The sequence below is a fragment of the Kocuria dechangensis genome, assembly GCF_014636775.1.
Lineage (GTDB): Bacteria > Actinomycetota > Actinomycetes > Actinomycetales > Micrococcaceae > Kocuria > Kocuria dechangensis.
Genome location: NZ_BMEQ01000002.1, coordinates 213,428 through 238,119, shown reverse-complemented (window position 1 = coordinate 238,119; position 24,692 = coordinate 213,428). Strand labels below are relative to the sequence as shown.

Annotated in this window: 21 protein-coding genes; 7 read left to right on the top strand and 14 right to left on the bottom strand. The window is 73.4% G+C overall.

Annotated elements, in window-relative coordinates; genetic code table 11:
* Window positions 1-8: 8 nt before the first annotated feature.
* Window positions 9-1,298 carry an MFS transporter gene (locus tag IEW07_RS03295; protein WP_188534403.1) on the bottom strand — a complete coding sequence of 430 codons (1,290 nt, stop codon included), beginning with the start codon at window positions 1,296-1,298 and terminating at the stop codon, window positions 9-11.
* Between the two features lie 3 nt (window positions 1,299-1,301).
* Window positions 1,302-1,661, bottom strand: a complete 360-nt coding sequence (locus IEW07_RS03290) for a universal stress protein (RefSeq protein ID WP_188534402.1) — start codon at window positions 1,659-1,661, stop codon at window positions 1,302-1,304.
* Window positions 1,662-1,910: 249 nt separating this feature from the next.
* On the opposite strand from IEW07_RS03290, the gene IEW07_RS03285 reads away from it, so the two are divergent.
* The 3 genes from IEW07_RS03285 to IEW07_RS03275 are packed head-to-tail and all read left to right on the top strand — an operon-like array spanning window position 1,911 to window position 5,024.
* The gene (locus IEW07_RS03285; protein ID WP_229741532.1) at window positions 1,911-2,933 is read left to right on the top strand and encodes a tripartite tricarboxylate transporter substrate binding protein; all 1,023 of its coding nucleotides are present in this window, start codon (window positions 1,911-1,913) and stop codon (window positions 2,931-2,933) included.
* Window positions 2,930-3,517: a tripartite tricarboxylate transporter TctB family protein gene (locus IEW07_RS03280; RefSeq protein ID WP_229741531.1), complete on the top strand. Its 588-nt coding sequence runs from the start codon at window positions 2,930-2,932 to the stop codon at window positions 3,515-3,517. The genes IEW07_RS03285 and IEW07_RS03280 overlap by 4 nt, the downstream gene beginning before the upstream one ends.
* Window position 3,518: 1 nt before the next feature.
* Window positions 3,519-5,024 carry a tripartite tricarboxylate transporter permease gene (locus IEW07_RS03275; RefSeq protein WP_188534401.1) on the top strand — a complete coding sequence of 502 codons (1,506 nt, stop codon included), beginning with the start codon at window positions 3,519-3,521 and terminating at the stop codon, window positions 5,022-5,024.
* 175 nt (window positions 5,025-5,199) lie between these two features.
* Here IEW07_RS03275 and IEW07_RS03270 read toward each other — a convergent pair whose 3' ends face one another.
* From IEW07_RS03270 to IEW07_RS03255, 4 genes are read right to left on the bottom strand one after another with little or no spacing between them, the layout of a single operon-like run.
* Window positions 5,200-6,654, bottom strand: a complete 1,455-nt coding sequence (locus IEW07_RS03270; protein WP_188534400.1) for an amidase — start codon at window positions 6,652-6,654, stop codon at window positions 5,200-5,202.
* Window positions 6,651-7,889, bottom strand: coding sequence for an amidohydrolase (locus IEW07_RS03265; protein WP_188534399.1), 1,239 nt, complete (start codon window positions 7,887-7,889; stop codon window positions 6,651-6,653). The genes IEW07_RS03270 and IEW07_RS03265 overlap by 4 nt, the downstream gene beginning before the upstream one ends.
* Window positions 7,890-7,947: 58 nt before the next feature.
* Entirely contained in the window at window positions 7,948-8,682 is a 735-nt protein-coding gene (locus tag IEW07_RS03260; RefSeq protein WP_188534398.1) for a hypothetical protein, read from the bottom strand.
* A gap of 25 nt (window positions 8,683-8,707) precedes the next feature.
* Complete coding sequence (locus IEW07_RS03255) at window positions 8,708-9,433, bottom strand: DUF5058 family protein (protein WP_229741530.1); 726 nt, start codon at window positions 9,431-9,433, stop codon at window positions 8,708-8,710.
* A gap of 206 nt (window positions 9,434-9,639) precedes the next feature.
* On the opposite strand from IEW07_RS03255, the gene IEW07_RS03250 reads away from it, so the two are divergent.
* Entirely contained in the window at window positions 9,640-11,424 is a 1,785-nt protein-coding gene (locus IEW07_RS03250; protein ID WP_188534396.1) for an N-acetylglutaminylglutamine amidotransferase, read from the top strand.
* 13 nt (window positions 11,425-11,437) lie between these two features.
* Here IEW07_RS03250 and IEW07_RS03245 read toward each other — a convergent pair whose 3' ends face one another.
* The 6 genes from IEW07_RS03245 to IEW07_RS03220 form a co-directional block, all read right to left on the bottom strand.
* Window positions 11,438-12,031, bottom strand: coding sequence for a MaoC family dehydratase (locus IEW07_RS03245; protein WP_188534395.1), 594 nt, complete (start codon window positions 12,029-12,031; stop codon window positions 11,438-11,440).
* A complete protein-coding gene (locus tag IEW07_RS03240) occupies window positions 12,028-12,843 on the bottom strand; it encodes an enoyl-CoA hydratase/isomerase family protein (protein WP_188534394.1) in 816 nt (271 codons plus the stop codon). Before IEW07_RS03240 ends, IEW07_RS03245 begins: the two co-directional genes overlap by 4 nt.
* 96 nt (window positions 12,844-12,939) lie before the next feature.
* Window positions 12,940-13,950: an AraC-like ligand-binding domain-containing protein gene (locus tag IEW07_RS03235; RefSeq protein WP_188534393.1), complete on the bottom strand. Its 1,011-nt coding sequence runs from the start codon at window positions 13,948-13,950 to the stop codon at window positions 12,940-12,942.
* An 82-nt stretch (window positions 13,951-14,032) separates the two neighbouring features.
* Window positions 14,033-14,533 (bottom strand): hypothetical protein, encoded by a 501-nt coding sequence (locus tag IEW07_RS03230; RefSeq protein ID WP_188534392.1) that lies wholly within the window; start codon window positions 14,531-14,533, stop codon window positions 14,033-14,035.
* A complete protein-coding gene (locus IEW07_RS03225; RefSeq protein WP_188534391.1) occupies window positions 14,530-16,128 on the bottom strand; it encodes an APC family permease in 1,599 nt (532 codons plus the stop codon). Before IEW07_RS03225 ends, IEW07_RS03230 begins: the two co-directional genes overlap by 4 nt.
* 3 nt (window positions 16,129-16,131) lie before the next feature.
* Window positions 16,132-18,195: a primary-amine oxidase gene (locus tag IEW07_RS03220; protein ID WP_188534390.1), complete on the bottom strand. Its 2,064-nt coding sequence runs from the start codon at window positions 18,193-18,195 to the stop codon at window positions 16,132-16,134.
* A gap of 239 nt (window positions 18,196-18,434) precedes the next feature.
* Here IEW07_RS03220 and IEW07_RS03215 point away from each other — a divergent pair, with 239 nt between their 5' ends.
* Both IEW07_RS03215 and IEW07_RS03210 read left to right on the top strand, forming a co-directional pair.
* The gene (locus IEW07_RS03215; protein ID WP_229741529.1) at window positions 18,435-19,151 is read left to right on the top strand and encodes a hypothetical protein; all 717 of its coding nucleotides are present in this window, start codon (window positions 18,435-18,437) and stop codon (window positions 19,149-19,151) included.
* A gap of 68 nt (window positions 19,152-19,219) precedes the next feature.
* Window positions 19,220-20,395, top strand: a complete 1,176-nt coding sequence (locus IEW07_RS03210) for a zinc-dependent alcohol dehydrogenase (protein ID WP_188534389.1) — start codon at window positions 19,220-19,222, stop codon at window positions 20,393-20,395.
* A 53-nt stretch (window positions 20,396-20,448) separates the two neighbouring features.
* Here the strand turns inward: IEW07_RS03210 and IEW07_RS03205 are convergent, their stop codons facing one another.
* Window positions 20,449-21,744, bottom strand: a complete 1,296-nt coding sequence (locus IEW07_RS03205) for a saccharopine dehydrogenase NADP-binding domain-containing protein (protein WP_188534388.1) — start codon at window positions 21,742-21,744, stop codon at window positions 20,449-20,451.
* 130 nt (window positions 21,745-21,874) lie between these two features.
* On the opposite strand from IEW07_RS03205, the gene IEW07_RS03200 reads away from it, so the two are divergent.
* Complete coding sequence (locus IEW07_RS03200; protein ID WP_188534387.1) at window positions 21,875-22,711, top strand: TspO-related membrane protein; 837 nt, start codon at window positions 21,875-21,877, stop codon at window positions 22,709-22,711.
* On the opposite strand, the gene IEW07_RS03195 is transcribed toward IEW07_RS03200, so the two are convergent.
* Window positions 22,708-24,606 carry a glycoside hydrolase family 15 protein gene (locus IEW07_RS03195; protein ID WP_188534386.1) on the bottom strand — a complete coding sequence of 633 codons (1,899 nt, stop codon included), beginning with the start codon at window positions 24,604-24,606 and terminating at the stop codon, window positions 22,708-22,710. The two genes, IEW07_RS03200 and IEW07_RS03195, sit on opposite strands and share 4 nt — an antisense overlap.
* Window positions 24,607-24,692: the final 86 nt, after the last annotated feature.

Sequence of the window (24,692 nt, the reverse complement as noted above, 5' to 3'; positions counted from 1 at the left end):
GCGCCCGGTCAGCGCCGGCGCACCGACTTCTCGACCCCGCTCAGCGCGAGCACCGCGCACGTGGACCAGATGGCGCCGGCCGGGCCGAGCGGGGCCGCGACGAGACCGGCCAGCAGCGGCATGGCCACCTGCCCCACGCGGTTGCCCACCAGCCGCACGGCGAGCGCCGCCCCGCGCCAGGAGTCCGGCACCGACGTGGACACCAGCGTCATGGTGATGGGCTGGCCCAGCCCCAGGCAGAAGCCCCCGACGAACAGGAACACCGCCGCGAGCCACGGCACCGTGATCACCAGCGGCGGCACGGCCAGGGCCAGCGCGGCGCCGTAGAGGCTCACCAGCAGCAGGGTCCGCCGGGCCGTCCGGCGCGCGAGCCACGGCAGCAGGACGCGGGAGAGGATCGACGCGCCGCCGCGCACGGCCAGCAGGACGCCGACCCACGCCGGGGAGACCCCGGCCCGCTCCCCCACGAGCGGCAGGAACGCGGTGAGGATGTCGAGCATCGCCAGCAGCGCCAGGGACGCGAGCATGTGCGACGGGATGCCGGGCACCCGGAGGATCTGGAGCATCGACCCCCGCGGCTCCTTCGCCGGGACCACGTCGAGCTCACCCGTGGCGGCCGAGGCGGCAGCGGCGGCGGACCGGCGCTCGTCCCCGTCGTCGTCCTGCCCGTCGCCCTTCTCACCTGCCGCGGGACGCGCCGGACGGGCGCGCACGAGCATCACGGGCACCGCCAGGAAGGACAGGGCGGCCCCGAGCCAGAAGGCCAGGCCGATGTCCGCGATCCGCTCCGGGGAGGCGACGTCGCTGCCCGCCCCCAGCAGCGCGCCGGCCAGCAGCGGCCCGGCGAGCTGGCCGACGGAGAACGCCGCCGTGAACCAGCCGAAGCCCTGGTCCAGCTGGTCGTCCGGGGCGTAGCGGGCGATGGCCGACTGGCCGGCGATGGTGAAGACCAGGTGCCCCATGCCCAGCAGCGCGCTCGCCACCGCCACGAGGGCCACGTTGGGGGCGAGGTGCAGCGCGACGCTGCCCAGCGCCAGCACCAGGGCCCCGACGAGCACCATGGTCCGCAGCTCGCGCACCCGGTCGGTCATCCGCCCCAGCCACATCGCGGTGACCAGCGGGATCACGGCGTAGGCCGCGGTGACGAGGCCGACCGTCACGGAGTCGGCGTCCAGCGCCAGCAGCTTGTAGGTGGTGACGGGCCGGACGAGGTTCAGGGCGGTCTGCGTCAGGGCGGCGCTGACCACCAGGAACCACAGCCAGGCCCCGGGGCGGGCGGCAGGTGGGGCCGGGGGCATTCCTCAGGAACGCCGCGGCTTGACCGCGATGACCGGGGCGCTGGCCTCGAGCAGCACCTGCTGGGCCGCGCTGCCGAGCAGCAGCTTGCCCACCGGGCTGCGGTGCTTCACGCCGATCACGATGGCCGAGGCGCCGACCTCCTCCGCGGTGTCGAGCAGCTCGCCCACGGCGTCGCGGTTGCGGGCGTCGGGGGTGCGGAAGGCGACGGGGACGCCGCCGAGCTCGCCGGTCTCGGGGTCCAGCTGGGTGCCCTCGAGGTTGAAGACCAGGAGGTCCTCGCTGCGGCGGGACGCCTCCTCGACGGCGGCCGCGAGCGCGGCCTCGCCCTCGGGGGTGCTGGTTCGGGCGACGACGACGGTCATGGGGGCCTCCGCGGTGGGGACGGGACGAACGGGACGCGGTGCGCGGTGGGGCGCACCGCCGTCCACCCTATGACCCGCGGTGTGACGCGTCTTACTTCCGGCGTGAGCAGAATGCGCAGAACCAGCACAACAAGCACTACGCACCAAAGCGAGATCAACCACCAGGGCGTGACGGGGATCACGTTATGGTCGGGCGAGCGGCTTTGCCAGAGCCTCCCACCGACCATCCCGACGAAGGAAGCGAATCCCGTGAGCTCACCCCCAGATCAGGCCCAGCCCGGCACCCGGCGCCGGCACCCGGTCGCCATGACGGTCTACGGCGTCGTCGCCGCCGCAGTGATCGGCACGGCCTCGTTCCTGTCGATCCAGTCGGCGAGCGGAGGCTCGGACCTGCGCGCCAACATGACCCTCATCGCCCCGGCCGGCGCCGGCGGCGGGTGGGACACGTTCGTGCGGGAGCAGCAGCAGGCCATGCGCACCAACAACATCGTCAACAACGCCCAGGTGGTCAACATCCCGGGCGCGGGCGGGACCATCGGCCTGGGCCAGCTCACCACCATGGAGGGCCAGGCGAACACCATCATGTCCACCGGGACGGTGATGCTGGGCGGCGTCGCGCTCAACGACTCGCCCGTGAGCCTCGCCGACGTGCGGCCCATCGCGCGCATGGCGGAGGAGTACGACGCGCTCGTCGTGCCCGCCGACTCCCCGTACAACACGCTCGACGAGCTGATCGCCGACTGGAAGAAGGACCCCAAGGCCTTCCCGTTCACGGGCGGCTCCGCCGGGTCGATCGACCACCTCATCATCGCGGACCTGGCCCTCCAGGCGGGGATCGACCCCGCGGACATCACCTACATCCCCAAGACCTCCGGCGGCGAGGCGATCCAGACGATCTCCTCCGGCACCGCCAAGGCTGCGACCTCGGGCTTCACCGAGTTCGCGGACCAGGTGGAGGCCGGGCGCCTGAAGATCCTGGGCGTCGCCTCCCCCGAGCCGCTGGAGGGCATCGACGCGCCCACCTTCAGGGAGCAGGGCTACGACGTGGAGCTGACCAACTGGCGCGGCATGGTGGCGCCCCCGGGCATCACCGACGAGGAGTTCGCCGAGCTCGAGGCGATCATCGCGGAGACCGTGGAGACCCCGGAGTGGCGCGAGGCCCTGGAGCGCAACCAGTGGCAGGACGTCTACCTGACCGGGCCCGAGTTCGAGCAGTTCATCGAGGAAGACCGGGCCGAGATCGAGGCCCTCATCGAGGAGTTGGACCTGTGAGCACATCGTTCCCCACTTCCCCCTCCGCCCCCGCCGAGGTGCCGGACACCGGCCGCGGAGAGGGCTCCGGCCACCGGGAGACGCCTCCCCGCGAGCGGGCCCCCTTCGGGCACGGGCGCAGCGGGCTGGTCGTGCCGCTGATCGTGGCCGCGTTCAGCACCTACCTGCTGATCGGCATCCTGACCATGGAGGTGCCCGAGGGCACCGACTTCCCGGGCCCGCAGTTCTTCCCGGGCATCCTCATGGTCGCCGGCTACGTCCTGGCCGCGCTCCTCGCCCTGCACTACCTGCGCCACCCGGAGCACCCCGAGGAGCTCTCGGAGACCACGTACCGGACCCACACGGACTGGTCCGCGGTGATCTGGTCCGTGGCCGGGTTCCTGGTCTTCGCCCTCACCATCGAGGTCCTGGGCTGGATCCTGTCCGCCGCGCTGCTCTTCTGGACCGTGGCCCGCGGGATCGGCAGCCGCCGGCCCCTCTTCGACATCTCGCTCGCGCTGGTGCTCTCCAGCGCGATCTACCTGGCATTCTCCGTCGGCCTGGGCCTGAACCTCCCGTCCGGCATCCTGGGAGGCGGTTTCTGACATGGAAGCACTCGAACTGCTCGCCGGCGGCTTCGCCGGCGCGCTGACCCCGATCAACCTGCTGTGGGTCCTCATCGGCTGCCTCCTGGGCACCGCCGTGGGCGTGCTGCCCGGCCTGGGCTCCTCGATGGCGGTGGCGCTGCTGCTGCCCATGACCTTCGCCCTGGACCCCACCGCGGCGTTCATCATGTTCGCCGGGGTGTACTTCGGCGGCATGTTCGGCGACTCGACCATGGCCATCCTCATGAACACCCCGGGGCAGGCCTCCGCGATCGCCTCCACCTTCGAGGGCCACAAGATGGCCAAGGACGGCCGGGCCCCGCAGGCCCTGGCCACCGCGGCGATCGGCGCGTTCGTGGGCGGCATGGTCGCGGCCTCCGTCGTCGTCTTCCTCGCCCCGGCGCTGGCGGACTTCTCCGCGAACTTCGGCCCGGCCGAGTTCTTCGCCCTGGCGATCTTCGCCTTCATCGCCACCTCCTCGGTGGTCTCGGACTCCGCGCTCAAGGGCCTGGCCGCCCTGGTCCTGGGCCTGGGCTTCGCCACCGTGGGCATCGACTCCATCTCCGGCACCGAGCGCTTCAGCTTCGGGGTCCCGCAGATGTTCGACGGGATCTCCCTGGTCACGGTCACCGTCGCGATCCTGGCCCTGGGCGAGGTCTTCTTCGTCGCGTCCCGGATCCGCCGGGACCCGACCGGCATGCAGATCTCCGCCGCCGGCCGCCCGTGGCTGTCCCGCGCCGAGCTGAAGGAGGCCGCCCCCGCCTGGGCCCGCGGCACCGCGATCGGCCTGCCCTTCGGCGTCATCCCCGCCGGCGGCGCCGAGATCCCCACCTTCATCTCCTACGACGTGGAGCGGCGCATCGACCGCCGCCGCCCGAACCCCATGTTCGGCAAGGGCGCGATCCGCGGCCTGGCCGCCCCCGAGGCCGCCGGCAACGCGACCACGGGCACCGCGATGGGCGCGCTGCTGGCCCTGGGCCTGCCGGTCTCCGCGACGGCGGCCATCATGCTCGCCGCGTTCCAGCAGTACGGCCTGCAGCCGGGCCCGCTGCTGTTCGACCGGGCCCCGGAGCTGGTGTGGGCGCTGCTGGCCAGCTTCTTCCTGGCGATGATCGTGCTCCTGATCATCAACCTGCCCTTCGCCCAGTACTGGGCCAAGCTGCTGCTGATCCCCAAGCCCTACCTCTACGCCGGGATCACGGTCTTCTGCGGGCTCGGCGTCTACGCGACCTCCGGCGCGGTGTTCGACCTGCTCCTGCTGCTGGGCATCGCCCTGATCGGCTTCGCCATGCGCCGCCACGGCGTGCCCCTGGCCCCGCTGATGATCGGCATGGTGCTGGGCCCGCTGGCCGAGACCAGCATGCGCGACGCCCTGCTGTCCTCCAACGGCGACTACTCGGTCTTCGTCACCGGCCCCATCCCGCTGGTGCTCTACGGCCTGCTGCTCGTCGTGCTCGCCCTCACCGTGCGCTCCAAGATCGTCAACCGCGCCCGTCAGGACGTGTAGCCCGCCCCACCACGCCGAGTCCCCACTCCGGCGGACGCCCCTCGACGCCGAGTCCCCATCCCGGCGCACCGCACGGCGTCGAGCCCCCTCTGCTGCGGCAATCCCCCAGGAATCCACCTGGGGGATTGCCGTCCTAGAGGGGGCTCGGCGGCACGAGCCGGGCTGGCGGGGACGGTCAGAGCCTCGGCGCGACGTCCGCGTGGCGGGTGGCGGCGTCGTAGGCCCGCGCGACGCGCAGCAGCTCGACGTCGCACCCGTCGGCGGCCACGAGCTGCAGCCCCACCGGCAGCCCGCCCGGGCTGAAGCCGCCCGGCACCGAGACGGCGGGACAGCCGGTGGCCGAGATCAGGCTCGCCGAGCGCATCCACTCGACGTAGGTCTCCATCGGCACGCCGGCGACGGAGCGGGGCCAGCGCTCGTCGGCCGGGAAGGGGAGCACCTGGGTGGTGGGGAGCAGCAGGACGTCGTACGCCTGGAAGAACCCGCGCACGGCCTCGTGCAGGCGGGTGCGGGCCAGGGCCGCGTCCATGAGCTGCCCGGCGGTGAGGGCCAGGCCCCTCTCGACGTTCCAGATGACCTCGGGCTTCACCTGCTGCCGGTGCTCGGCGACCACGGTGCGCAGGTCGGTGGCCATGTCGAAGGCGCGGGTCGTGTCGAACACCTCGTCGGCGTCCCGCAGGTCCGGGACGGCCTCCTCGACGACGGCCCCGAGCTCCTCCAGCACCCGGGCCTGGGCCGCGAGGACGTCGAGGATCTCCTGCTCGACGGGCACGCCCAGCCCGAAGTCGGTGCTCACCCCGATCCGGACGCCGGCGAGGGGACGGGAGCCGAGCTCGGCCGGGTCCTCGGCGGCGAGCGCCCGGAACTGCTCCCGGCCCACCGGGCAGGCCAGCGGGACCCTGGGGTCGGGGCCGGCGAGCACGGACATCGCGAGCACGACGTCGTCGACGCTGCGGGCGATCGGCCCGGTGCGGCCCAGCCACGCCCAGGCGTTGCGGGTGGGGGCCAGGGGCACGACCCCGGCGGAGGGGCGGAAGCCGACGACGTTGCAGAACGCCGCCGGGTTGCGCAGGGACCCGCCCATGTCGGAGCCGTCGCCCAGCGGCTGGATCCGGGCAGCGATCGCCGCGGCCGCCCCGCCACTGGAGCCGCCGGCGCTGCGGGTGCGGTCGTAGGGGTTGTGGGTGGTGCCGAACAGCTCGTTGAAGCTGTGCGAGCCGGCGGCGAACTCCGGGACGTTGTTCTTCCCGGTGCTGACGACCCCGGCGGCCTTGAAGCGGGCCACGACCAGGTCGTCGTGGTCGGGCACCAGGTTCGCGTGCACCGGCGAGCCGGAGGTGGTGCGGATGCCCTTCGTGGCGTGGGTGTCCTTGTGGGTCATGGGCACCCCGTGGAGGGGCGGCAGCTCGTCGGCGGGGGTGACGGCCGTCAGCTCGTCGGCGCGCGCCGCCGTCTCGTAGGCCATCGTCCGGGCCTGGGTGACGACGGCGTTGACGGCCGGGTTGACGTCGTCGATCCGGGCGAAGTGGGCGTCGAGCACCTCCCGCGCGGAGACGGTCCGGGCGCGGACCGCCGCGGCGAGGTCGCGGGCGGAGAGCTCGAGCAGGGGCGTGTCCGCGGAGGCCGTCATCGCTGGACGCCCACGCGGGACATGATCGCGGCGACGGCGCAGGTCACCCCGGTGGTCAGCGTGGGTTCGAGGACGGGGGCGAAGAAGGGCGAGTGGTTGGTCGGCACCGGCGCCTCGCCGTCGACCACCTCGTCGGGCATCCCGCCGAAGAACCAGTACACGCCCGGCACCCCGATGGCGTCGGGGAGGTGGCCGAAGTCCTCGCTGCCCATCTGGGCGGGCCGGTCCAGCACGTTCTCCATGCCCAGCGCGCCGGCGAGGACCTCCTTGAGGGCGGCCGTCTCGGCGGGGTCGTTGACGAGCAGGGGGAAGGTGTAGATCTCCTCGATCTCCGGCTCGGGCGCCCCGGAGACCTCCGCCTCGCCGCGGATCACCCGCCGCAGCGCGGCCAGCACCTTCTCCCGGACCTCGGTGTCGAGGTTGCGGACGTTGAGGGTGAACCGGGCCGTGGCGGGGATGATGTTCTCCTTGAGCCCGGCGTGGAAGCTCGCGATGGTGACCACGGCAGCGCTCTGGGCGGGGATCTCCCGGGAGACGATGCTCTGGATCCGCACCACCATGTGGGCGGCCAGCACCACGGGGTCGATGGTGTCCTCGGGCCGGGACCCGTGCCCGCCGCGGCCGTGGACCGTGACGATCCAGCCGTCGGACATGGCCATGGCCGGGCCGCTGGTGATCTCGATCTGCCCGGCGCGGCCGGGCCACACGTGCTGGCCGTAGACGACCTCGGGGCGGGGCGCCCGCTCCCACAGGCCGTCCTGGAGCATGGCCATGGCGCCCTCGGCGGTCTCCTCGCCGGGCTGGAACAGGAACACGACCGTGCCCGCCCACGCGTCGCGGTCGCCGGCGAGCAGGGTCGCGGCGCCGATCGCGCTGGTGATGTGGGTGTCGTGCCCGCACGCGTGCATGACGGGCACCTCGGTGCCGTCCGGCAGCACGCCCCGGGCGGTGGAGGCGTAGTCGAGGCCGGTGTCCTCGGCCAGGGGCAGCGCGTCGGTGTCGGCGCGGAACCCCACGACGGGCCCCTCGCCGTTGCGCAGCACGGCGACGACGCCGGTGCCGCCGCACAGGAAGGTCTCGCAGCCGAGTGCCTCCATGCGCTGCCGGATCAGCTCGGCCGTGGCGTGCTCCTGCATGGACAGCTCGGGGGCGCCGTGCAGGTGCTTGTAGAGCGTGTGCAGCTCCTCGCGCAGCTCGGCGGGGAGGTCGGGGCGGCCGGGCAGGATGACGGTCATGATGTCCTCTCGTGGGCGGGGTGCGGGGTGGGAGCGCGGTGGCGCGGGGGCCGTGCCGTCACAGCACGCCGTCCTCGCCGGCGACGGGCGGGTGCTCGGTCTTCCGGTTGCGCAGCACCCAGGCCAGGACCATCGTCAGCAGCACGACGACGGCGGTGGCGAAGTTGCGGAACACCGGTCCCAGGACGGGCACGAGCAGCAGCTGCACGAGCGCTCCCATGGCGAGGGCGATGATCGTGATCCGCGGCTGCTTGACGTAGGCGGCCAGCTGGACGATCACCGCGCCGATGATGGCCGGGAAGATGTAGAGCCGGGCGATGTCCGTGATGGCCGTCGGCACCACGCTGACCAGCCAGGTGCCGAGCAGGCCGACGAACAGCAGCAGCGAGAAGATGTGGACCACGGCCGCCCCGCAGATCGCCATCACGGCGGCGAACTCCGCGCGGCGGGTCCCCGGCTTGGCGTCGATGGCGGCCTGCGCGACGATCGCCGAGGGCAGCAGCTTGTTGGCGATGTTGCCGATCATGAACGCCTGGTACATGGCCGCGGGGCCGAGCACCGGGTAGTAGGTGATGGGCTCGATCACCCAGATGACCGCGAAGACGGCGGCCACCGCGAGGAACCCGGTGACGAGGTCGCCGAGCGGGATCTCGAAGTCGGTGAAGAACACCAGGTACAGGGGGCCGACGTAGGAGGCCAGCAGGCCCATGAGCATGGTGCCCCGGCCCCACCGGGACGTGGTCCGGTCGTAGTCGGCGTAGGAGGCTGCGGAGGCGTCGGTGGGTGCGGACATGGGAACTCCTCGGGTCTCGGGGCGGTCAGGCCGTGGGGCCCAGGCCGGCGCCGTGGGCGAAGTAGGCGACCACCAGGCCGACGATGATCGAGAAGCCGAGTCCCCACTCCCGCAGCCACGGCGCGTGCAGCGTCTTGGCGAGGATCAGGCACACGGCCATCACCAGCGCCGAGACGACGACCGTGATGATGTGCACGCTGCTCTTGGGCAGCTCGGCGATCCCGAGCGAGGAGAACGCCGCGAGCAGCGCGGCCGAGGGGACGATCGCCATGAGCGCGGGGTTCACCGCGCGCAGCTTGGTGTCCCCCCGTTTCAGCATCGGGGTCAGGATGAGCGTCGCGATCATCCACATGCCGCCCGAGAGGGACATGGCCATGAACGCCACGGCGAAGACCTCGGGCGTCCACGAGGACCCGCCGAGCGCGGCGTCCATGGTGCCGGCCGCCAGGTTCGCCGAGGACGTCTCGGTCGCGGCGGAGCCGACCAGGCCGATCCGCACGAGCACCGCGGGGGCGCCGAACAGGGGCAGGAGGGCGATGGCCACGATGACGACGGCGAGGGAGGGCCCGATCGCGGCGACCCCGCCGGCGCGGAAGGACTCGCGCAGGTCCTGCGGGGTGAACCCGACCGAGGGGCCCGCCCGGCGGGCCGCCCGCATGTAGATCACGGTCTGCAGGATGATGACGGCGAAGACGGCGAGCGCCGACAGCCACAGCACCGGGCGGTTCGCGTAGTCCGACAGGGATTCCATCTGGGACGCTCCAATCATCGGGGTGCGTGGTGGGCACGCTACTCCGGCCGGGCGCGCAACAACACCGTGGCGCGCAGATTGCACATGTGCTAACGGCCCCCGGACGGAGCCCTCCCCGGGCACGACGCGTAGCATGGGAGGATGCTCTCGCGCCGCGGAAATCCGTCCCTGACCGGTCCCCGAGGCTGGAGCGGGGGTGGTCGCTGATGTGCGGTCTGGCCGGTGAGGTGCGCTTCGACGGCGCGGCCGCCGACCCCGGCACGATCCACCGCATGACGTGCGCCCAGTCCTACCGCGGCCCGGACGGGTCGGGCGCCTGGGCGCAGGGGCCGGTGGCGATGGGCCACTGCCGCCTGAAGATCATCGACCTGAGCCCGGCGGGCGGCCAGCCCATGGTCGACGCCGAGCTGGGCCTGTCGATCGTCTTCAACGGGTGCGTCTACAATTACCAGGAGCTGCGCGAGGAGCTGCACGGCGCGGGCTACCGGTTCTTCTCGACCTCGGACACCGAGGTGGTGCTGAAGGCCTACCACCGCTGGGGCACCGCGTGCGTGGAGCACTTCCACGGCATGTTCGCCTTCGCCGTCACCGAGCACGGGAGCGGGCGCACGGTCCTGGCCCGCGACCGGCTGGGGATCAAGCCCCTCTACGTCGACCACACCGCGGAGCGGCTGCGGTTCGCCTCGACCGTCCAGGCGCTGCTGGCCGCCGGGGACGTGGACACCTCGATCGACCGCACCGCCCTGTCCTACTACCTGACCTTCCACTCGGTCGTCCCCGCCCCGCGCACCGTCCTGCAGGGCGTCCGCAAGCTCCCCCCGGCCACCGTGCGCGTGGTGGAGGCCGACGGCAGCGCCGCCGACCACGAGTACTGGAACCCCCAGTTCACCCGGGACGAGGACCGCTCCGCCTGGACCGAGCAGGACTGGCAGGACGGGCTCGTCGAGAAGCTGCGCACCGCGGTGCAGCGGCGCATGGTCGCCGACGTCCCCGTGGGCGTCCTGCTGTCCGGCGGGATCGACTCCAGCCTCGTCGTGGCGCTGCTGGCCGAGAGCGGTCAGGAGCACCTGAAGACCTTCAGCATCGGCTTCGAGTCCCGGGGCGGGGAGGCCGGGGACGAGTTCGAGTTCTCCTCCCTGGTGGCCCGCCGGTTCGGGACCGACCACCACCAGATCCCGATCGACGACGCCCGGCTGGTCCCGGCGATCGACCGGACCGTCGCCGCCATGAGCGAGCCGATGATCAGCCACGACTGCGTGGCGTTCTACCTGCTCAGCGAGGAGGTCTCCCGGTCGGTCAAGGTGGTCCAGTCCGGCCAGGGCGCCGACGAGGTGCTGGGCGGCTACCACTGGTACCCGCCGCTGGCCGAGGTGGCGCGGGACGACGCCCAGCAGACGTACTCGGAGGCGTTCTTCGACCGCCCGTGGTCGCGGCTGGCGAAGGTCCTCTCCCCCGAGTGGATGGCCTCCCACGACGCCCCGTCGGCGTTCATCGAGCGCCACTTCGGGCGCCCCGGCGCGGAGACCGCGGTCGACGCCGCCCTGCGGACCGACTCCACCGTGATGCTGGTGGACGACCCCGTGAAGCGCGTGGACAACATGACCATGGCCTGGGGGCTCGAGGCCCGCGTGCCGTTCCTGGACCACGAGCTCGTGGAGTTCGCCGGCCGCGTCCCGCCGGAGCTCAAGCTCGCGGACGGCGGCAAGGGGGTGCTCAAGCGCGCGGCGCGCGGCATCGTGCCCAACGAGGTCATCGACCGGAAGAAGGGCTACTTCCCCGTCCCCGCCATCCGCACCCTCGAGGGCGGGACCCTCGCCCGGGTCGAGGCCGCCCTGACGGACCCCGCGGCGGTGCGCCGCGGCCTCTACAAGTCCGACGTCGTGGAGACGCTGCTGGCCGACCCGAACGCGCACCACACGCCCCTGCGCTCCAACGTGCTGTGGCAGCTGGGCCTGCTGGAGATGTGGCTGCAGCAGAACGGGATCTCCTGACCCCTGCGGGGGCTCACTGCTCGTCGAGGCCCGCCAGCCGCCGGGACCGCTCGTCCCACACGGGCTCGACCGAGGCGTGGCCGGGCCCGTGCCCCTGCCTGTAGACCAGCAGGGTGCGCTCGAAGGTGATGACGATCTGCCCGCGCTGGTTGAAGCCGACGGTGCGCACCGCCACGACGCCCACGTCCGGGCGGGAGGCGGACTCCCGGACGGAGAGCACCTCGGACTCCGAGTAGATCGTGTCCCCCTCGAACACCGGGTGCGGCAGGCGGACCCGGTCCCAGCCGAGGTTGGCCATGACGTTCATGGAGACGTCCGTGACGGACTGGCCCGTGACGAGGGCCAGCGTGAAGGTGGAGTCCACGAGGGGCTTCCCGAACTCCGTCCGCGACGAGTAGTGGGCGTCGAAGTGGATGGGGGCGGTGTTCTGGGTGAGCAGGCTCAGCCAGCTGTTGTCCACGGGCATGACGGTCCGGCCCAGCGGGTGGCGGTATCTGTCCCCCACCAGGAAGTCCTCGAAGAACCGGCCCCGCCACCCGGGCCGGTGGACGCCCTGCGGCTCCTCCCCCCGCCCGCCGTCCGGCGCGGCCCCGGACGCCTCGGTCACTCGGCCACCGCCCCGAAGTCGGCGGGCCGCTTGTCGAGGAACGCGCTCGTGCCCTCGGTCTTCTCCGGCGACGCGTAGAGCAGGGACTGGGCGAGCCGCTCCAGCAGCAGCCCGGTGCGCTGGTCGGTCTCGAAGCCGTTCTTGATCACGAGCTTGCCCAGCCGCACGGCCAGCGGGCCCTTGGCGAGGATCTGGGCGGCGGTGGCGCGGGCGGCGCCGAGCAGCTCCCCGGGCGGGACCACGGAGGTGACGAGCCCGATCCGCAGCGACTCCTCGGCGTCGATCATCCGGCCGGTGAGGATCAGCTCCACGGCGCGGCCCTTGCCCACGAGCCGGGCCAGGCGCTGGGTCCCGCCGGCCCCGGGGAGCACCCCGAGGTTCGTCTCCGGCAGGCCGAAGCGGGCGCGCTCGGAGGCGATCCGGATGTCGCAGGCCATGGCGAGCTCGTTGCCCCCGCCGAGCGCGTAGCCGTTGACCGCCGCGATCGTCGGCTTCTCGTAGTCCTCGATCTCGTCGTAGAGGCGCTGCATCCGGGCGGCGAGCCCGTCGCGCGCCGAGTAGCCCACGAGCTGGCCGATGTCCGCGCCGGCGACGAACGCCTTGTCGCCGGCACCGGTGAAGACCACGGCGCCGACGTCGTCGCGGTCGCGGAACGCGTCGAGGACCGCGCGGATCTCCTGGAGCACCTGGGTGTTCAGGGCGTTGCGGACCTCGGGCCGGTCCACGGTGACGACGGCGACGCGGTCGGCCACCTCCGCGGTGATCAGCTCGGTGGGGACCAGTTCGGCGGGGGTGGTCGGTCTCTGGGGCATGGTGTCTCCGTTCTCCCCGGGGCTCCCCGGACGGGTCGGGCGGGCCGCGCGGGCGGTCACGATGGCCTGGCGGGCGTCGTCGAGCTCATCGGGCGGTCACGCGGACCTCTCCTGCGCCGGGGCGGCTCCGGGGCCCCGCAACGCCAGGGCGCGCGCCCGCGCCTGGGACGGGGAGATGCCGTAGGCGGCCTTGAACACCCGGGAGAAGTGGGCGCCGTCGGTGAAGCCCCAGCGGGCGGCGATCCGCGCCACCGGCACGCCCGCGCTCATCGGGTCCTCCAGCGCCCGGCGGCAGCGCTCCAGGCGGCGCGTGCGGATCCAGGCGGAGACCGTGGTGCCCTCCTCCTGGAACACCTGGTGCAGGCGGCGCACCGAGATGTAGTGCGCCCGGGCGATCGTCGGCGGGTCGAGGTCGGGCTGCGACAGGTGCGCCTCGACCCAGTCGTGCACCGCGGCCCGCAGCCGGTCCTTCTCGTAGGCCGACGCCGCCACCTGCTCGTCGAGCTCGAGGTTGAAGGAGGTGGTCAGCAGGTCGAGCGCGGAGTTGCCGAGCCGCTGGCCGTTCATCCCGGTCAGCCCCGCCATGTGGTCGGCCATGGAGGCCAGGAAGGACGCCACCATCGCGTGGACGGGCCCCTCGGGCCCGATCCGGCACGCCCGCAGCTGCCCGACCGCGGCCGGGGGGAGGTCGAGCACGCCGTGGTCGAACATCAGCACGAGCAGGCGGGAGTCCTCGGCGAAGTCCAGCCGGTAGGGCGAGGAGGTGTCGTAGAGCGTGACGTCCCCGGGGCCCAGCACGCTGCGCCGGCCCGCCTGCTCGACGACGCACCGCCCCTCGAGCTGCAGGTTCACCTTGAACCGGCCGCCGCCCGCGTCCTCCGGAGCCCCCGGCACACGCTCGACGACGTGCGGGCCGAAGCGCAGGTGCGTGACGTGCAGGCTCCCCGCCTCCCGGCTCTCCAGACCGGCGCGGAAGGTGCGGGCGGCGGCCGTCGTGCACTGCAGCGGCACGAAGGACCGTGAGGCGAGACGGGACCAGTCCTGGATCGACTCCACGAGCACCGGGCCCGCGGAGTGGTCCTCCCGGCCGGTCGGCGTTGGCGCCATCGCGTGCTCCCCCTGTCGGGCAGGGTCGGCACGCCGGGCCCGGTGTGCCGACCATGACCAGTGTCACATCGGTGGGGACATCCTAGACCGGCCGGCGGGCCGGTCGCCGATCGTGTCGGCGCAACCAGGCGACCGCCAGGGCCGCGACGGCCAGCTCGACCACCACGACCAGGAGCATGCCCCCGTGGCCCGCGCCGGACGCGGCGGCCTCCGCCGCACCCGCGCCCCCGTGGTGGGCGTGGGCGCTGTGGCCGCCCGCGCCGCCCGTGCCGCCCAGGAGCGGGATCATCAGGGTGTGGGCCAGCGCCATCGCCAGGGCCATGCCCATCGTCATCCGCACCGTGCGGACGAGGTCGCCCACCCGCGCCAGCGCGACCAGGCAGGACAGGCACAGCGCCGCCATGACCCCCATGACCACCGACCAGCCCGCGCCGTGGGTCCCGGCGAGGGCCATCTGCCCGTGCAGGGCGACGGAGACGCCGACGCCGGCGCCCAGCAGGACCCGCAGGGGGTCGCCCAGCAGGCGCGGGGCCGGCCTCTGCCGCACCGGCGCCGCACCTGCTGCCAGGTCCGGGGCGCTCACCGCTGCTCCCCTGCGAGCTCGGGCTCCCCGGCGCCCCCGGAGGACGGCCCGGGGCGGGGATCCGGTACGGGCCCGCCGCTCTCGACGGCGCGGCCCGAGCCCACTCCGGCGAACACCTCGGGACGGTGGCGCCGGAGGTGCTCGCCCCACGCGAGGCCGGCCACGCCCGCGGCCAGGACGATCCCCGGGATCACCACGGCCAGCGGGCTGGGGCCCTCGGCGCCGATGAGGACGTCGAAGTTCACCAGCACGAGCACGAACACCACGCCCAGGCCGGCCGCGGACAGGGCGGGAGCGGCCCAGCGCACCCAGGCGGAGTGCCCGCCCGGGTCCCGCCGGAAGTGGCCGATGACGGCCAGCGAGGTGACGGCCAGCAGGAAGATCAGCCCGAAGGCTCCGGCGTTGACCAGCCAGGTGAACAGGGTCAGCACCGGGAACAGCGGGCCGAGCTCGGAGTCCTGCCCGGCGACCGCGAAGACCGTCACGAGCACCACGGCGAGCGCGCTCTGCGCGAGGGACCCGGCCACGGGGGCGTGGTTCCTGCGCCCGACCGCACCGAGCCAGGAGGGCAGCACGCTCTCACGGCCCAGCGAGAAGAAATACCGGGCCACCGCGTTGTGGAAGGCGATGAGCGCGGCGAGCAGGCTGGTGACGAACAGGACCTGGGCGATGTCGGTGAGCAGCGCGCCACCGTGCTCGCCCAGGAACACGAACACGAGGTCCGGCCCGTGCTCCCGGGAGGCGGCGACGACCTGCCCGGGCCCGACCCCCACGGCCAGCGCCCAGGCGGAGACGGCGTAGAACACCGAGATGATGGCCACGGCGGTGAACGTGGCCCGCGGGACGGCGCGCGCGGGGTCCTTGGCCTCCTCGCTGTAGATCGCCGCGGACTCGAAGCCCATGAAGGCGGCGATGCCGAAGGACAGCACCGCGCCGATGCCGTAGGTGAAGAACTCGGAGGGCATCAGGGGCTGGGCGCTGAGGCCCTCCGGGGCCACGGCCAGGGAGACCGCGTCGACGACGACGACCACGAGGAACTCGAGGGTGACCAGGACCGCGATGACCTTGGCGGAGAGGTCCACCCGGCTGACGCCGAGCAGCCCCACCAGCACCAGGCCCGCGAGGGCCGCGGCCCACCAGGGGACGGCCAGGCCCAGCCGCGCCTCCAGGAAGGAGGACACGACGAACCCGAAGATGCCGTAGAGGCCGATCTGCATGGCGTTGTAGCTGATCAGGGCCAGCCACGAGGCGCCGATGCCCTGGCGGTGGCCCAGGCCGTCCGCCACGTAGGCGTAGAAGGCGCCCGCGTTGGTGATCCGGGCGGACATCGCCCCGTACCCCACCGCGAACAGCGCGAGGATCGCCCCGAGGAGGAGGAAGCCGAGGGGCACCCCCAGCAGTCCGGTCACCGCGTAGGTGGACGGGACGCCGCCGGCCAGCACGGTCAGGGGCGCGGAGGCGGCGATGATGAGGAAGACCAGCGAGGGCACGGTCAGGGTGCGGCGGTCCAGGCCCCCGCCCGCGGCGAGGTGGCCGTGGCCCGCAGGGTCAGCGGGTGCGGGCAGGCTGCCGGCGGAACTGGTGCTCGTGCTCATGGCTCATCCCTCGCAGCGGCAGTCGTGGGCGGGTCGGTCGCCGGTGCCGGTGACGGCGTGCGCGCTCTCGACGGCCGGGGCGGGGTCGGCGTGGCCGACCTCGGTGCCGCAGCACCGCCCGCCCGCGGTGGACCAGTCGGGCAGGTCCAGGGCGGGGTTGCGGTCCAGGAAGCCGTGGGGCTTGAGCCAGAACCCGTAGTAGTCCACGGGCATCACGGGCCAGTCCTCGGTGCGCGGGATGTGGGTGGGGCCGAAGGTGTGCCACAGCACCACGTCCGTGTTCACGAGGTCGCGGTCCTGCGCCACCCACTCGCCGATGCCCCCGCCCGCGTGCTGGTTCGGGAACTCCCCGGCGGGGAAGCGCTCGTTCTCGTCGAAGCGGGTCACCCACAGGTGGTGGGTGGCGAACTGCGCGCGCCGCCGCACGGAGGAGCCCTCGGCGGCGAGCAGGCGGGGCCCCGGCATGGGGATCAGGTGGTAGGCGGTGGGCTCCCCCACGTGGTTGAGCCGGTTCGGGTTGGTGACGAACCACTTGCGCCCGGTCTCGGTGTTCGCGTCGCGCACCCCCTCGGACTCGCGGGTCACGTCGGTGCGCGACCAGGTGAAGGCGTTGCCGTAGGGGTTCTCGTCGCCCATGGGGATCCGCACGAGGTTCTCCTCCTGCACGGTGTTCTCCGTCCCGTCGACGGCGACGTCGAGGCGGGCGCAGAAGATGTGCTGGTGGACGGGGGCCTGGATGCCGGGGGCGATCTCGTTGGAGTGCCGGTTGGGCCGGCCGGGCTCGCACCCGCCGGCGAAGACGATGCCGGTGGCCTTGGCCTCCACCTGGATGGAGCCGTCCAGGTAGAAGTACCAGAAGAACCCGTACTCGTAGTTGCCGATGGTCGCGAAGTAGGAGATGACCAGCCGGCGGGAGCGGCGCACCTGCGGGGCCTCCCCGAACTCCGTGTGCTTCCAGAGGATGCCGTAGTCCTCCTCGTGCATGCACACCGCGTGGGGGATCTCCATGGGGTGGCCCTCGTCGTCGGCGACGAACGCGTCGAAGTACCGGATGACCCCGAGGCAGTCGCAGCCCAGCTTCAGGGAGTTCGCGTTCTTGCCCAGCAGGTACTCGCCGGCGTCGAAGTAGCTGATCCAGAACCGGGTGTTGGTGGTGTCCCCGTAGGGCACGACCATCTCGGGCACGGACGCCCGGTAGAGCACCGAGCGGTCCTCGGGCTCGTCCCCCGAGTCGTCCCGGAAGGTGACCTGGTTGAGCACCAGGCCCTCCTGGGCGGTGAAGCCGATCCGCAGCTTCCAGTTCTCCCAGGTCACGTAGGTGCCGTCCACCTGGAAGGACGGGCCCTCGGGCTGGACGATGTCGAGCGGCTTGAGGGTGGTCCGCGCCGGGCCCACGTGCTCCGGGGTGTAGTTGGCGTCCGCCATGGGGATCGGCACGTCGCCGTCGTCCTCGACCCTGATGACCTCCCCGGCCGTGAGGTCGACGTGCGCGATGAGCCCCTCCACCGGGTGGCCCCACGGGTTGTCCCCCTCGAAGCGGCGGTGGAAGGTCAGCGAGCGGATGACCCGCTTGCCCGTCTCGTCCTCCCGGGGGAAGAAGCCGGGCGCGAGGGGGGCCACGAAGGCGTGCGTGGTGTCCTCGACCCCGCGGCGGGCCATGGCCTCCTGCCAGCGCCGGTCCGCCTTCACGATCTCCGCGGCGCGGTCGTACTCCTCGAACAGGTACTGGGCCTGGCCGTAGGGGTGCTCCCCCGTGTTCAGCGTCTCGATCGAGCGGATCTCCCCCGCCGTCACGGAGACGACGGCCCGGCGCGTCTCGCCCGTGTCGGTGTCCAGCAGGGTGATGTCGAGGGAGCGGTCGAAGCCGTCGTCGCCGTCCGTGTGCCCCAGCACCACGGCCTTCGGGGGCTCCACCGGCATCACGCGCGGGAACCGGGTGCACGGGCGCAGGTGGCCGGCGTCCGCGAGGACCGTGCGGGCGGCGCTGATCTCGGCGGCGGTGAGCATGTCGAGCGGGTGGGTGACGCCGAACGCGGACGGCGGCGTGGTGAGCGTGGTCTGGTGCATCGTGGATCTCCTGGGCAGAAGCGGTGACGGGCGGAGGATCGGCCGCCGTGGGCGGTGCGGCCGGTCCGGCCGCAGCTCCGACACGTTCACTGTGATCCCGGGCACGGCCGCGGGCGAGAGCCTGGGCGCTTCTGTACACGCGCCGTCAAGCGGCGTGCGCTGTCGGTCAAGGCGCGGCTCCGGCCACCGCTCGCCTAGCGTGGGGGTGGACGGCGGACGAGCGAGGACAGGCGGGCACCGTGGCACGAGCGAAGAAGGATCCGGCACGGCAGGCCGAGCAGCTCGGCGCGGCCGAGGCCCTGAGCCGTCGGCTCGACCGGCCGATGGGCCTGCTGGGGGTGCTGTTCCTCTTCGTGGTGCTGGGCCAGCTGCTGGCGCAGGAGCCCGGCCTGGTGGTGTTCCTGAACGTGCTGGGCTGGGTGTTCTGGGCGGTGTTCGTGGCCGAGTTCCTGCTCCGCGCGCATGTCGCCGGCTTCTCCGGGGCCTTCTGGCGGCGCAACTGGTGGCAGGTGGTGTTCCTGCTCGTGCCGTTCCTGCGCTTCTTCCGGGCGCTGCAGGCCGCGCGGCTGCTGCGGCTCGCGCGGCTGTCCCGGATCGGCGGCGTGCTCTCGGCGGGCGTCCGCGGCTCACGCTCCGCGGGGAAGCTGCTCTCCAGCCGGATCGGCTGGCTGGCGGCGGTCACCGGCGTCGTCGTCCTCGTCTCCAGCCAGCTGCTCTACGTCCTCGACGTCTATGCCGACTACGGGACGGCCCTGTCCCACGCCGCGATGTCCACGATCACGGGCCGGGAGCTGGGTGCGGCGGGGGGCTTCCCCCGGGTGCTGGAGGTCCTGCTGGCGGTCTACTCCGTGGGGGTGTTCGCGACCCTCGCCGGCTCGGTCGGGGCGTACTTCCTGCGCGGCGGGGCGGAGGCCGCCCGGGGGCAGGACTGTTCCGGGGACGGGACGTCCGCGTAGGATCGGACCCACCAACAGATCAGCAGGCTGTCGTTCTCGATCGGACACGGCCCTGACAAGGAGGACCGATGAAGGCACTGACATGGCAGGGAAAGCGCTCGGTCAGCGTGGAGGAGGTCCCGGATCCGCGGATCCAGGAGCCCACGGACGCGATCGTGCGGATCACCTCGACCGGCATCTGCGGCTCGGACCTGCACCTGTACGAGGTGCTGGGCCCGTTCATGGACAAGGGCGACATCGTCGGCCACGAGCCCATGGGCATCGTCGAGGAGGTCGGCTCGGCCGTCACCCGGATCAAGCCCGGGGACCGCGTGGTGATCCCGTTCAACATCTCGTGCGGGCACTGCTTCATGTGCAGCCAGGGCTTGCAGTCGCAGTGCGAGACCACCCAGGTCCGCGAGTACAACAGCGGCTGCGCCATCTACGGGTACTCCCGCATGTACGGCTCCGTCCCCGGCGGGCAGGCCGAGTACCTGCGCGTCCCGCACGCGGACTACGGGCCCATCAAGGTCCCGGACACCGGGGAGGACGAGCGCTACCTCTACCTGTCCGACGTGGTGCCCACGGCCTGGCAGGCCGTGCAGTACGCGGCCCCGCCGGAGGGCGGCTCGCTCGCCGTGATGGGGCTGGGCCCGATCGGGCAGATGTCCGCGCGGATCGGCCGCCACCTCGGCTACCGCGTGATCGCCGTGGACCCCGTCGCGGAGCGCCGCGCCATGGCGGAGCGCCACGGCATCGAGACGCTGGACCTGCACGACGACGTGGCCGACGAGCTGCGGGAGCGCACGGACGGCCGCGGCCCGGACTCGGTGGTGGACGCGGTCGGCATGGAGGCGCACGGCTCGCCGCTGGCGGGCGTGGCCCACCAGGCGGTCGGGCTGCTGCCGTCCCCGCTGGCCCGCAAGGCCATGGAGACCGTCGGCACGGACCGGCTCAACGCCGTCTACACCTCGATCGACGCCGTCCGGCGCGGCGGCACGATCTCGCTCAGCGGCGTGTACGGCGGCACGAAGAGCCCGCTGCCGCTGCTCACGATGTTCGACAAGCAGATCCAGCTGCGCATGGGCCAGTGCAACGTGAAGCGGTGGATCGACGACCTGCTGCCGCTGGTCGACGACCCCTCGGACCCGCTGGGCGTCCTCGACCTCAAGACGCACACCGCGTCCCTGGACGAGGCGCCGGCGATGTACGAGAAGTTCCAGAAGAAGGAGGACGGCTGCATCAAGGTGGTGCTCAAGCCGTAGCCCCGCGCGCGACGGACCCCGGCTCCCCCTTGGGGGCCGGGGTCCGTCGCGTCTCAGCCGACCGTGATCCGCACCCGCGCCGGCAGCAGCGCGGCGACGTCGCCGTCGAGGGCGAGCGCCGGCGTCGTCGAGCCCAGGGCCGCGTCCGGGACCCCGTGCACGGCCATGCGCAGGGCGAGCTCGGTGATCAGCCACGCGGTGGTGCCGTAGCCGGGGTTGCCCTCGGCCTCGAGCACGGCGCGGAACGCCGAGTCCTCGTGGGTGGTGAACGTCCCCTGCGTCGTCCACGACCAGCCGGTGAGGACGTCGCCCTCCGGCCCGGTGCCGGCCTGCGGCAGGACGCGGGCCAGGACCCCGGCGAGCCGCGAGCGCACCGGGCGCGGCAGGCGGACCGCGAGACCGGTGAGCGCCTGGAACCCGCCGATCCCCTCCGCCGCGGCCAGGCGGAGGACCCCGGGGAGGCCGCCCCACCGGCCCACGGACATGGCCTCCCGGAAGGCCAGCGGGTGCGCGGCCGCGCCCGGCACGGGGCTGAGGGCCTGGGTGCGGTGGACCACCGGCGGGTTGATCGCCGCGAGGGGGCTCATGGCCGCCAGCACCCTGCCCTCGGCCACGCGGGCCCGCAGCCGCAGCGGGCTGGTGCGGCGCACCGCGTCGGGGTCGGCCGCCGTCCCGGTGCCCGGGGCGGGGTCGGGGAGGCGGGCGGCGACGTCGTCCGCGCGCAGGGGCTCCGGGTCCCGGAGCACCTCGACGAGGCTCTGCAGGGTCCCGCCGGAGACCGAGTCGGAGAAGCCGGTCCCGGGCGGGGTCCGCACGGACGTCACGAGGTCGGCGCTGCGCAGGGTCTCCCCGCGGGCGGCGGCGTGCCGGCGGGCGGCGTCGACGAGGACGTCCGCGGGCAGCGCCTCGAATCCCGCGGTGTGCACGAGGGCGACCCCGGCGGCCCGCGCGGCGGCGTGCAGGTCCCGGTCGGTGCGCCGGGCGAGCGGGATCTCCCCGGTGAGGTCGAGATAGTGCGTGCCCTCGGCCACGCACGCGGCGAGCACGGGCGGGGCCAGCCGCGTGTAGGGGCCGGCGAGGTTCACGAGGACGTCGGCCCGCCGGGCGAGCTCCCGCAGGGAGGCGGGGTCGGTGACGTCCGTGCGCACGACCTCGGGGACCGGGATCGCCCGCTCGGCGCACAGGGCCCGGACGCGCTCCGGGTCCCGGGCGCCGACGACGACGTCCACCCCCGCCTGGCCCGCCCGCGCCACGAGGTGGGCCAGCGCCGTCCGCCCGGTGATGCCGGTGGCGCCGAGCAGGCCCACGACGGGCCGGGTGTCCTGGGGTGCGTCCTGAGGAGTGTCCATCCGGCCACTCTAGGGACGGGCGGCGGGAGGAGCGAGGGGAGGCCGCCCTGGTGGTCCCGGGCGCCCCGGCCTACCGTGGCAGTGGAGGATCCGGATCCGGGATCCCCGCCGCCGGACGAGAGGCCCCGCCGTGAGCACGCACCCCGCCCCGACCCGCCCCGACGCCGCCCGCGCGACGCCCTCGGACCGTGCCCGCCAGGTGGTCGTCACCCTCAGCGAGGTCGCGTGCGTGCTCGGCACCCTGGTGGGGATCGGGATCTTCGGCACCCGAGTGGAGGAGTCCTCGGGCGGCAGCCTGGCCGCGGACGCCACGCTGCTGGCCCCGGCGGGACCGGCGTTCTCCATCTGGTCGGTGATCTACCTGGGCCTGGCCGCCTACACGGTCTGGCAGTGGCTGCCCTCCCGGGCGGCGGACCCGCGGGCGCGGTCCACCGGCTGGCTCGCGGCGGCGTCCATGCTCCTCAACGCGGGCTGGCTGCTGGTCACGCAGCAGGGCTGGATCTGGGCGAGCGTGGTCGTCATCGTCGCGCTGGTGCTGGTCCTCGGGGTGCTGGTCCAGCGCCTGGCGGACCTGTCGGACCGCGGCGGCCCGGCGGAGTGGCTGGTCGTGGACGGCACCTTCGGGCTGTACCTGGGATGGGTGTCGGTGGCGACGGCGGCCAACGTCGCGGCGGCCCTGGTGTCCTCGGGCGTGCCGCAGGAGGGGCGGGGCGCGGAGTGGATCGGCGTCGCCGTCGTGCTGGTGCTCGCCGCCGTGGTGGCCGCCGTCCAGGGGCGGGTCGGCGGCCGCTGGGCAGTGGCCGCCGCCGCGGCGTGGGGCCTGTCGTGGATCGCGGTCGGGCGGGCCACGGACGAGCCGCGGTCGGTGCTCCTGGCCGTCGCCGCCGCCGCTGCCGCGGTCCTGGTCGTCCTGGCGACCGCGGCGCTGCGCCGGCGCGGTCGCCCGGCGAGCGCCCACCGGCGCTAGGAGGCCCTCGCCCGGGCCCGGACCACGGCGTCCACGGCCCGGATGAAGCCCAGGTGGCTGAACGCCTGGGGGAAGTTCCCGGCGAGCCGCCCGCGCCCGGGGTCGTACTCCTCGGCGTAGAGGCCGAGGTCGTTGGCGTAGCCCGCCAGCTGCTCCAGGAGCGCCCCGGCGTCCTCGACCCGCCCGCTGCGCGCGTACTGCTCCACGAGCCAGAACGTGCAGATCAGGAACGGGTACTCGTCGCCCTCGATCCCGTCGAGCCCGGTCTCGGTGCGGTAGCGGTAGACCAGCCCGTGCTCCCCGCGCAGCTCCTGCTCGATCCGCGCCACGGTGCCCAGCATCTTCGGGTCGTCGTAGGCGATGAACCCGGTGTGCGGCAGCTGCAGCAGGGAGGCGTCCACCTCCTTGTTGCCGTAGGCCTGCGTGAAGGAGTTCAGCTGCGCGTCGAAGCCGTGCTCCATGATCTCCGCGCACAGCCGGTCCCGCAGCTCCCGCCACCGCTGCACCGGCCCGGAGAACCCGTGCTGCTCGACGGCGCGCACACCCTGGTCGAAGGCCGCCCACATCATGGCGCGCCCGTGCACGTGGTAGACCGCGGGCCCGCGCATCTCCCAGACGCCGTGGCCCTTGCGGTCGTAGTTGTGCTCGCAGAAGCGCAGCAGGTTCTTCTGCAGCCCCCACGACCACCTGTCCTCCTCCACGCCGGCGTCCCGCAGCGCGGCCAGCGCCAGCATGACCTCCCCCACGACGTCGGACTGGTACTGGTCCACGGCGCCGTTGCCGATCCGCACCGGGGTCGAGCCCTCGTACCCGGCCAGGTGGTCCAGCTCGGTCTCGGGCAGCCGGCGCTCCCCGGCCACCCCGTACATGATCTGGATCTGGTCGGGGTCCCCGGCCACGGCGCGCAGCAGCCAGTTGCGCCAGTGCAGGGCGCCGTCGGTGAAGTGGTGGGCGACCAGCACCTCGATGGTCAGCGCGGCGTCGCGCAACCAGGTGTAGCGGTAGTCCCAGTTCCGCACGCCCCCGAACTCCTCGGGCAGGGAGGTGGTGGCCGCGGCCACGATCCCGCCGGTGCCGCGGTGGGTCAGGGCCCGCAGGACGAGCAGCGAGCGCAGCACCGCCTGCTCGTGCCGCTTGTGCGTGCCGACGTGGGCGGACCAGTCCGTCCAGAACTCCACCGCCAGGTCGAGCGCCTTGCCGGGGTCCACCGGCATGGGGAGGGCCTGGTGGGACTCGAACCACGTGAGCACCCACTCGAGGCGCTCCCCCGCGACGAGGGCGAACCGTCCGGTCAGCCGGTCCGCCACGCCGCCCTCGTAGTCGTCCGGGTGCCCCGGCTCCTCCTCCGCGCCCAGGAGCGCCCCCACGTGCGGGGCCTCGCCGGCGCGGAGCATTGGGCCCGTGAGCATCAGGGCGTCGGGCCCGGCCATGGACAGCAGCCCGGGGGACCCGTCGACGTCGATCCGCCGCGTCCAGGGCTTCACGCGGGCGTAGTCGAACCGGATCCGCAGGTCGTGCTCGACCTCCACCTGCCCCGCCACGCACTCCACGCGCCGGACGAGATCGGCGTGGTCGGGGTGGTCCGCTGCCTCGCCGGGCGGCAGGAAGTCGGTCACCACGGCGGTGCCCGTCGGGCTTCGCCAGGTGGTCTCGAGCACGAACGTGCGCGGGAGGTAGCGGCGGGACACCACCTCGCCGCCGACGACGGACAGCCTCCAGTGCCCGTCCTCGGGACCGCCCAGCAGGGCCGCGAAGACGGACGGGGAGTCGAAGCGCGGGAAGCACAGCCAGTCGATGCTGCCGTCCCGGGACACGAGCGGGCCCGTGTGCAGGTCGGACAGCAGGGCGTAGTCCTCCAGCGGTGTGGACGCGGAGCGCGTCGGCTCGTCGCTCATGCGCACATTCAACCAGCAAGGGACCCGCTCCGCTCCGGGCCGGTCTGAGCCGCTCCAGGGCGGCGCCGCGCATTCCCAGCGAATTT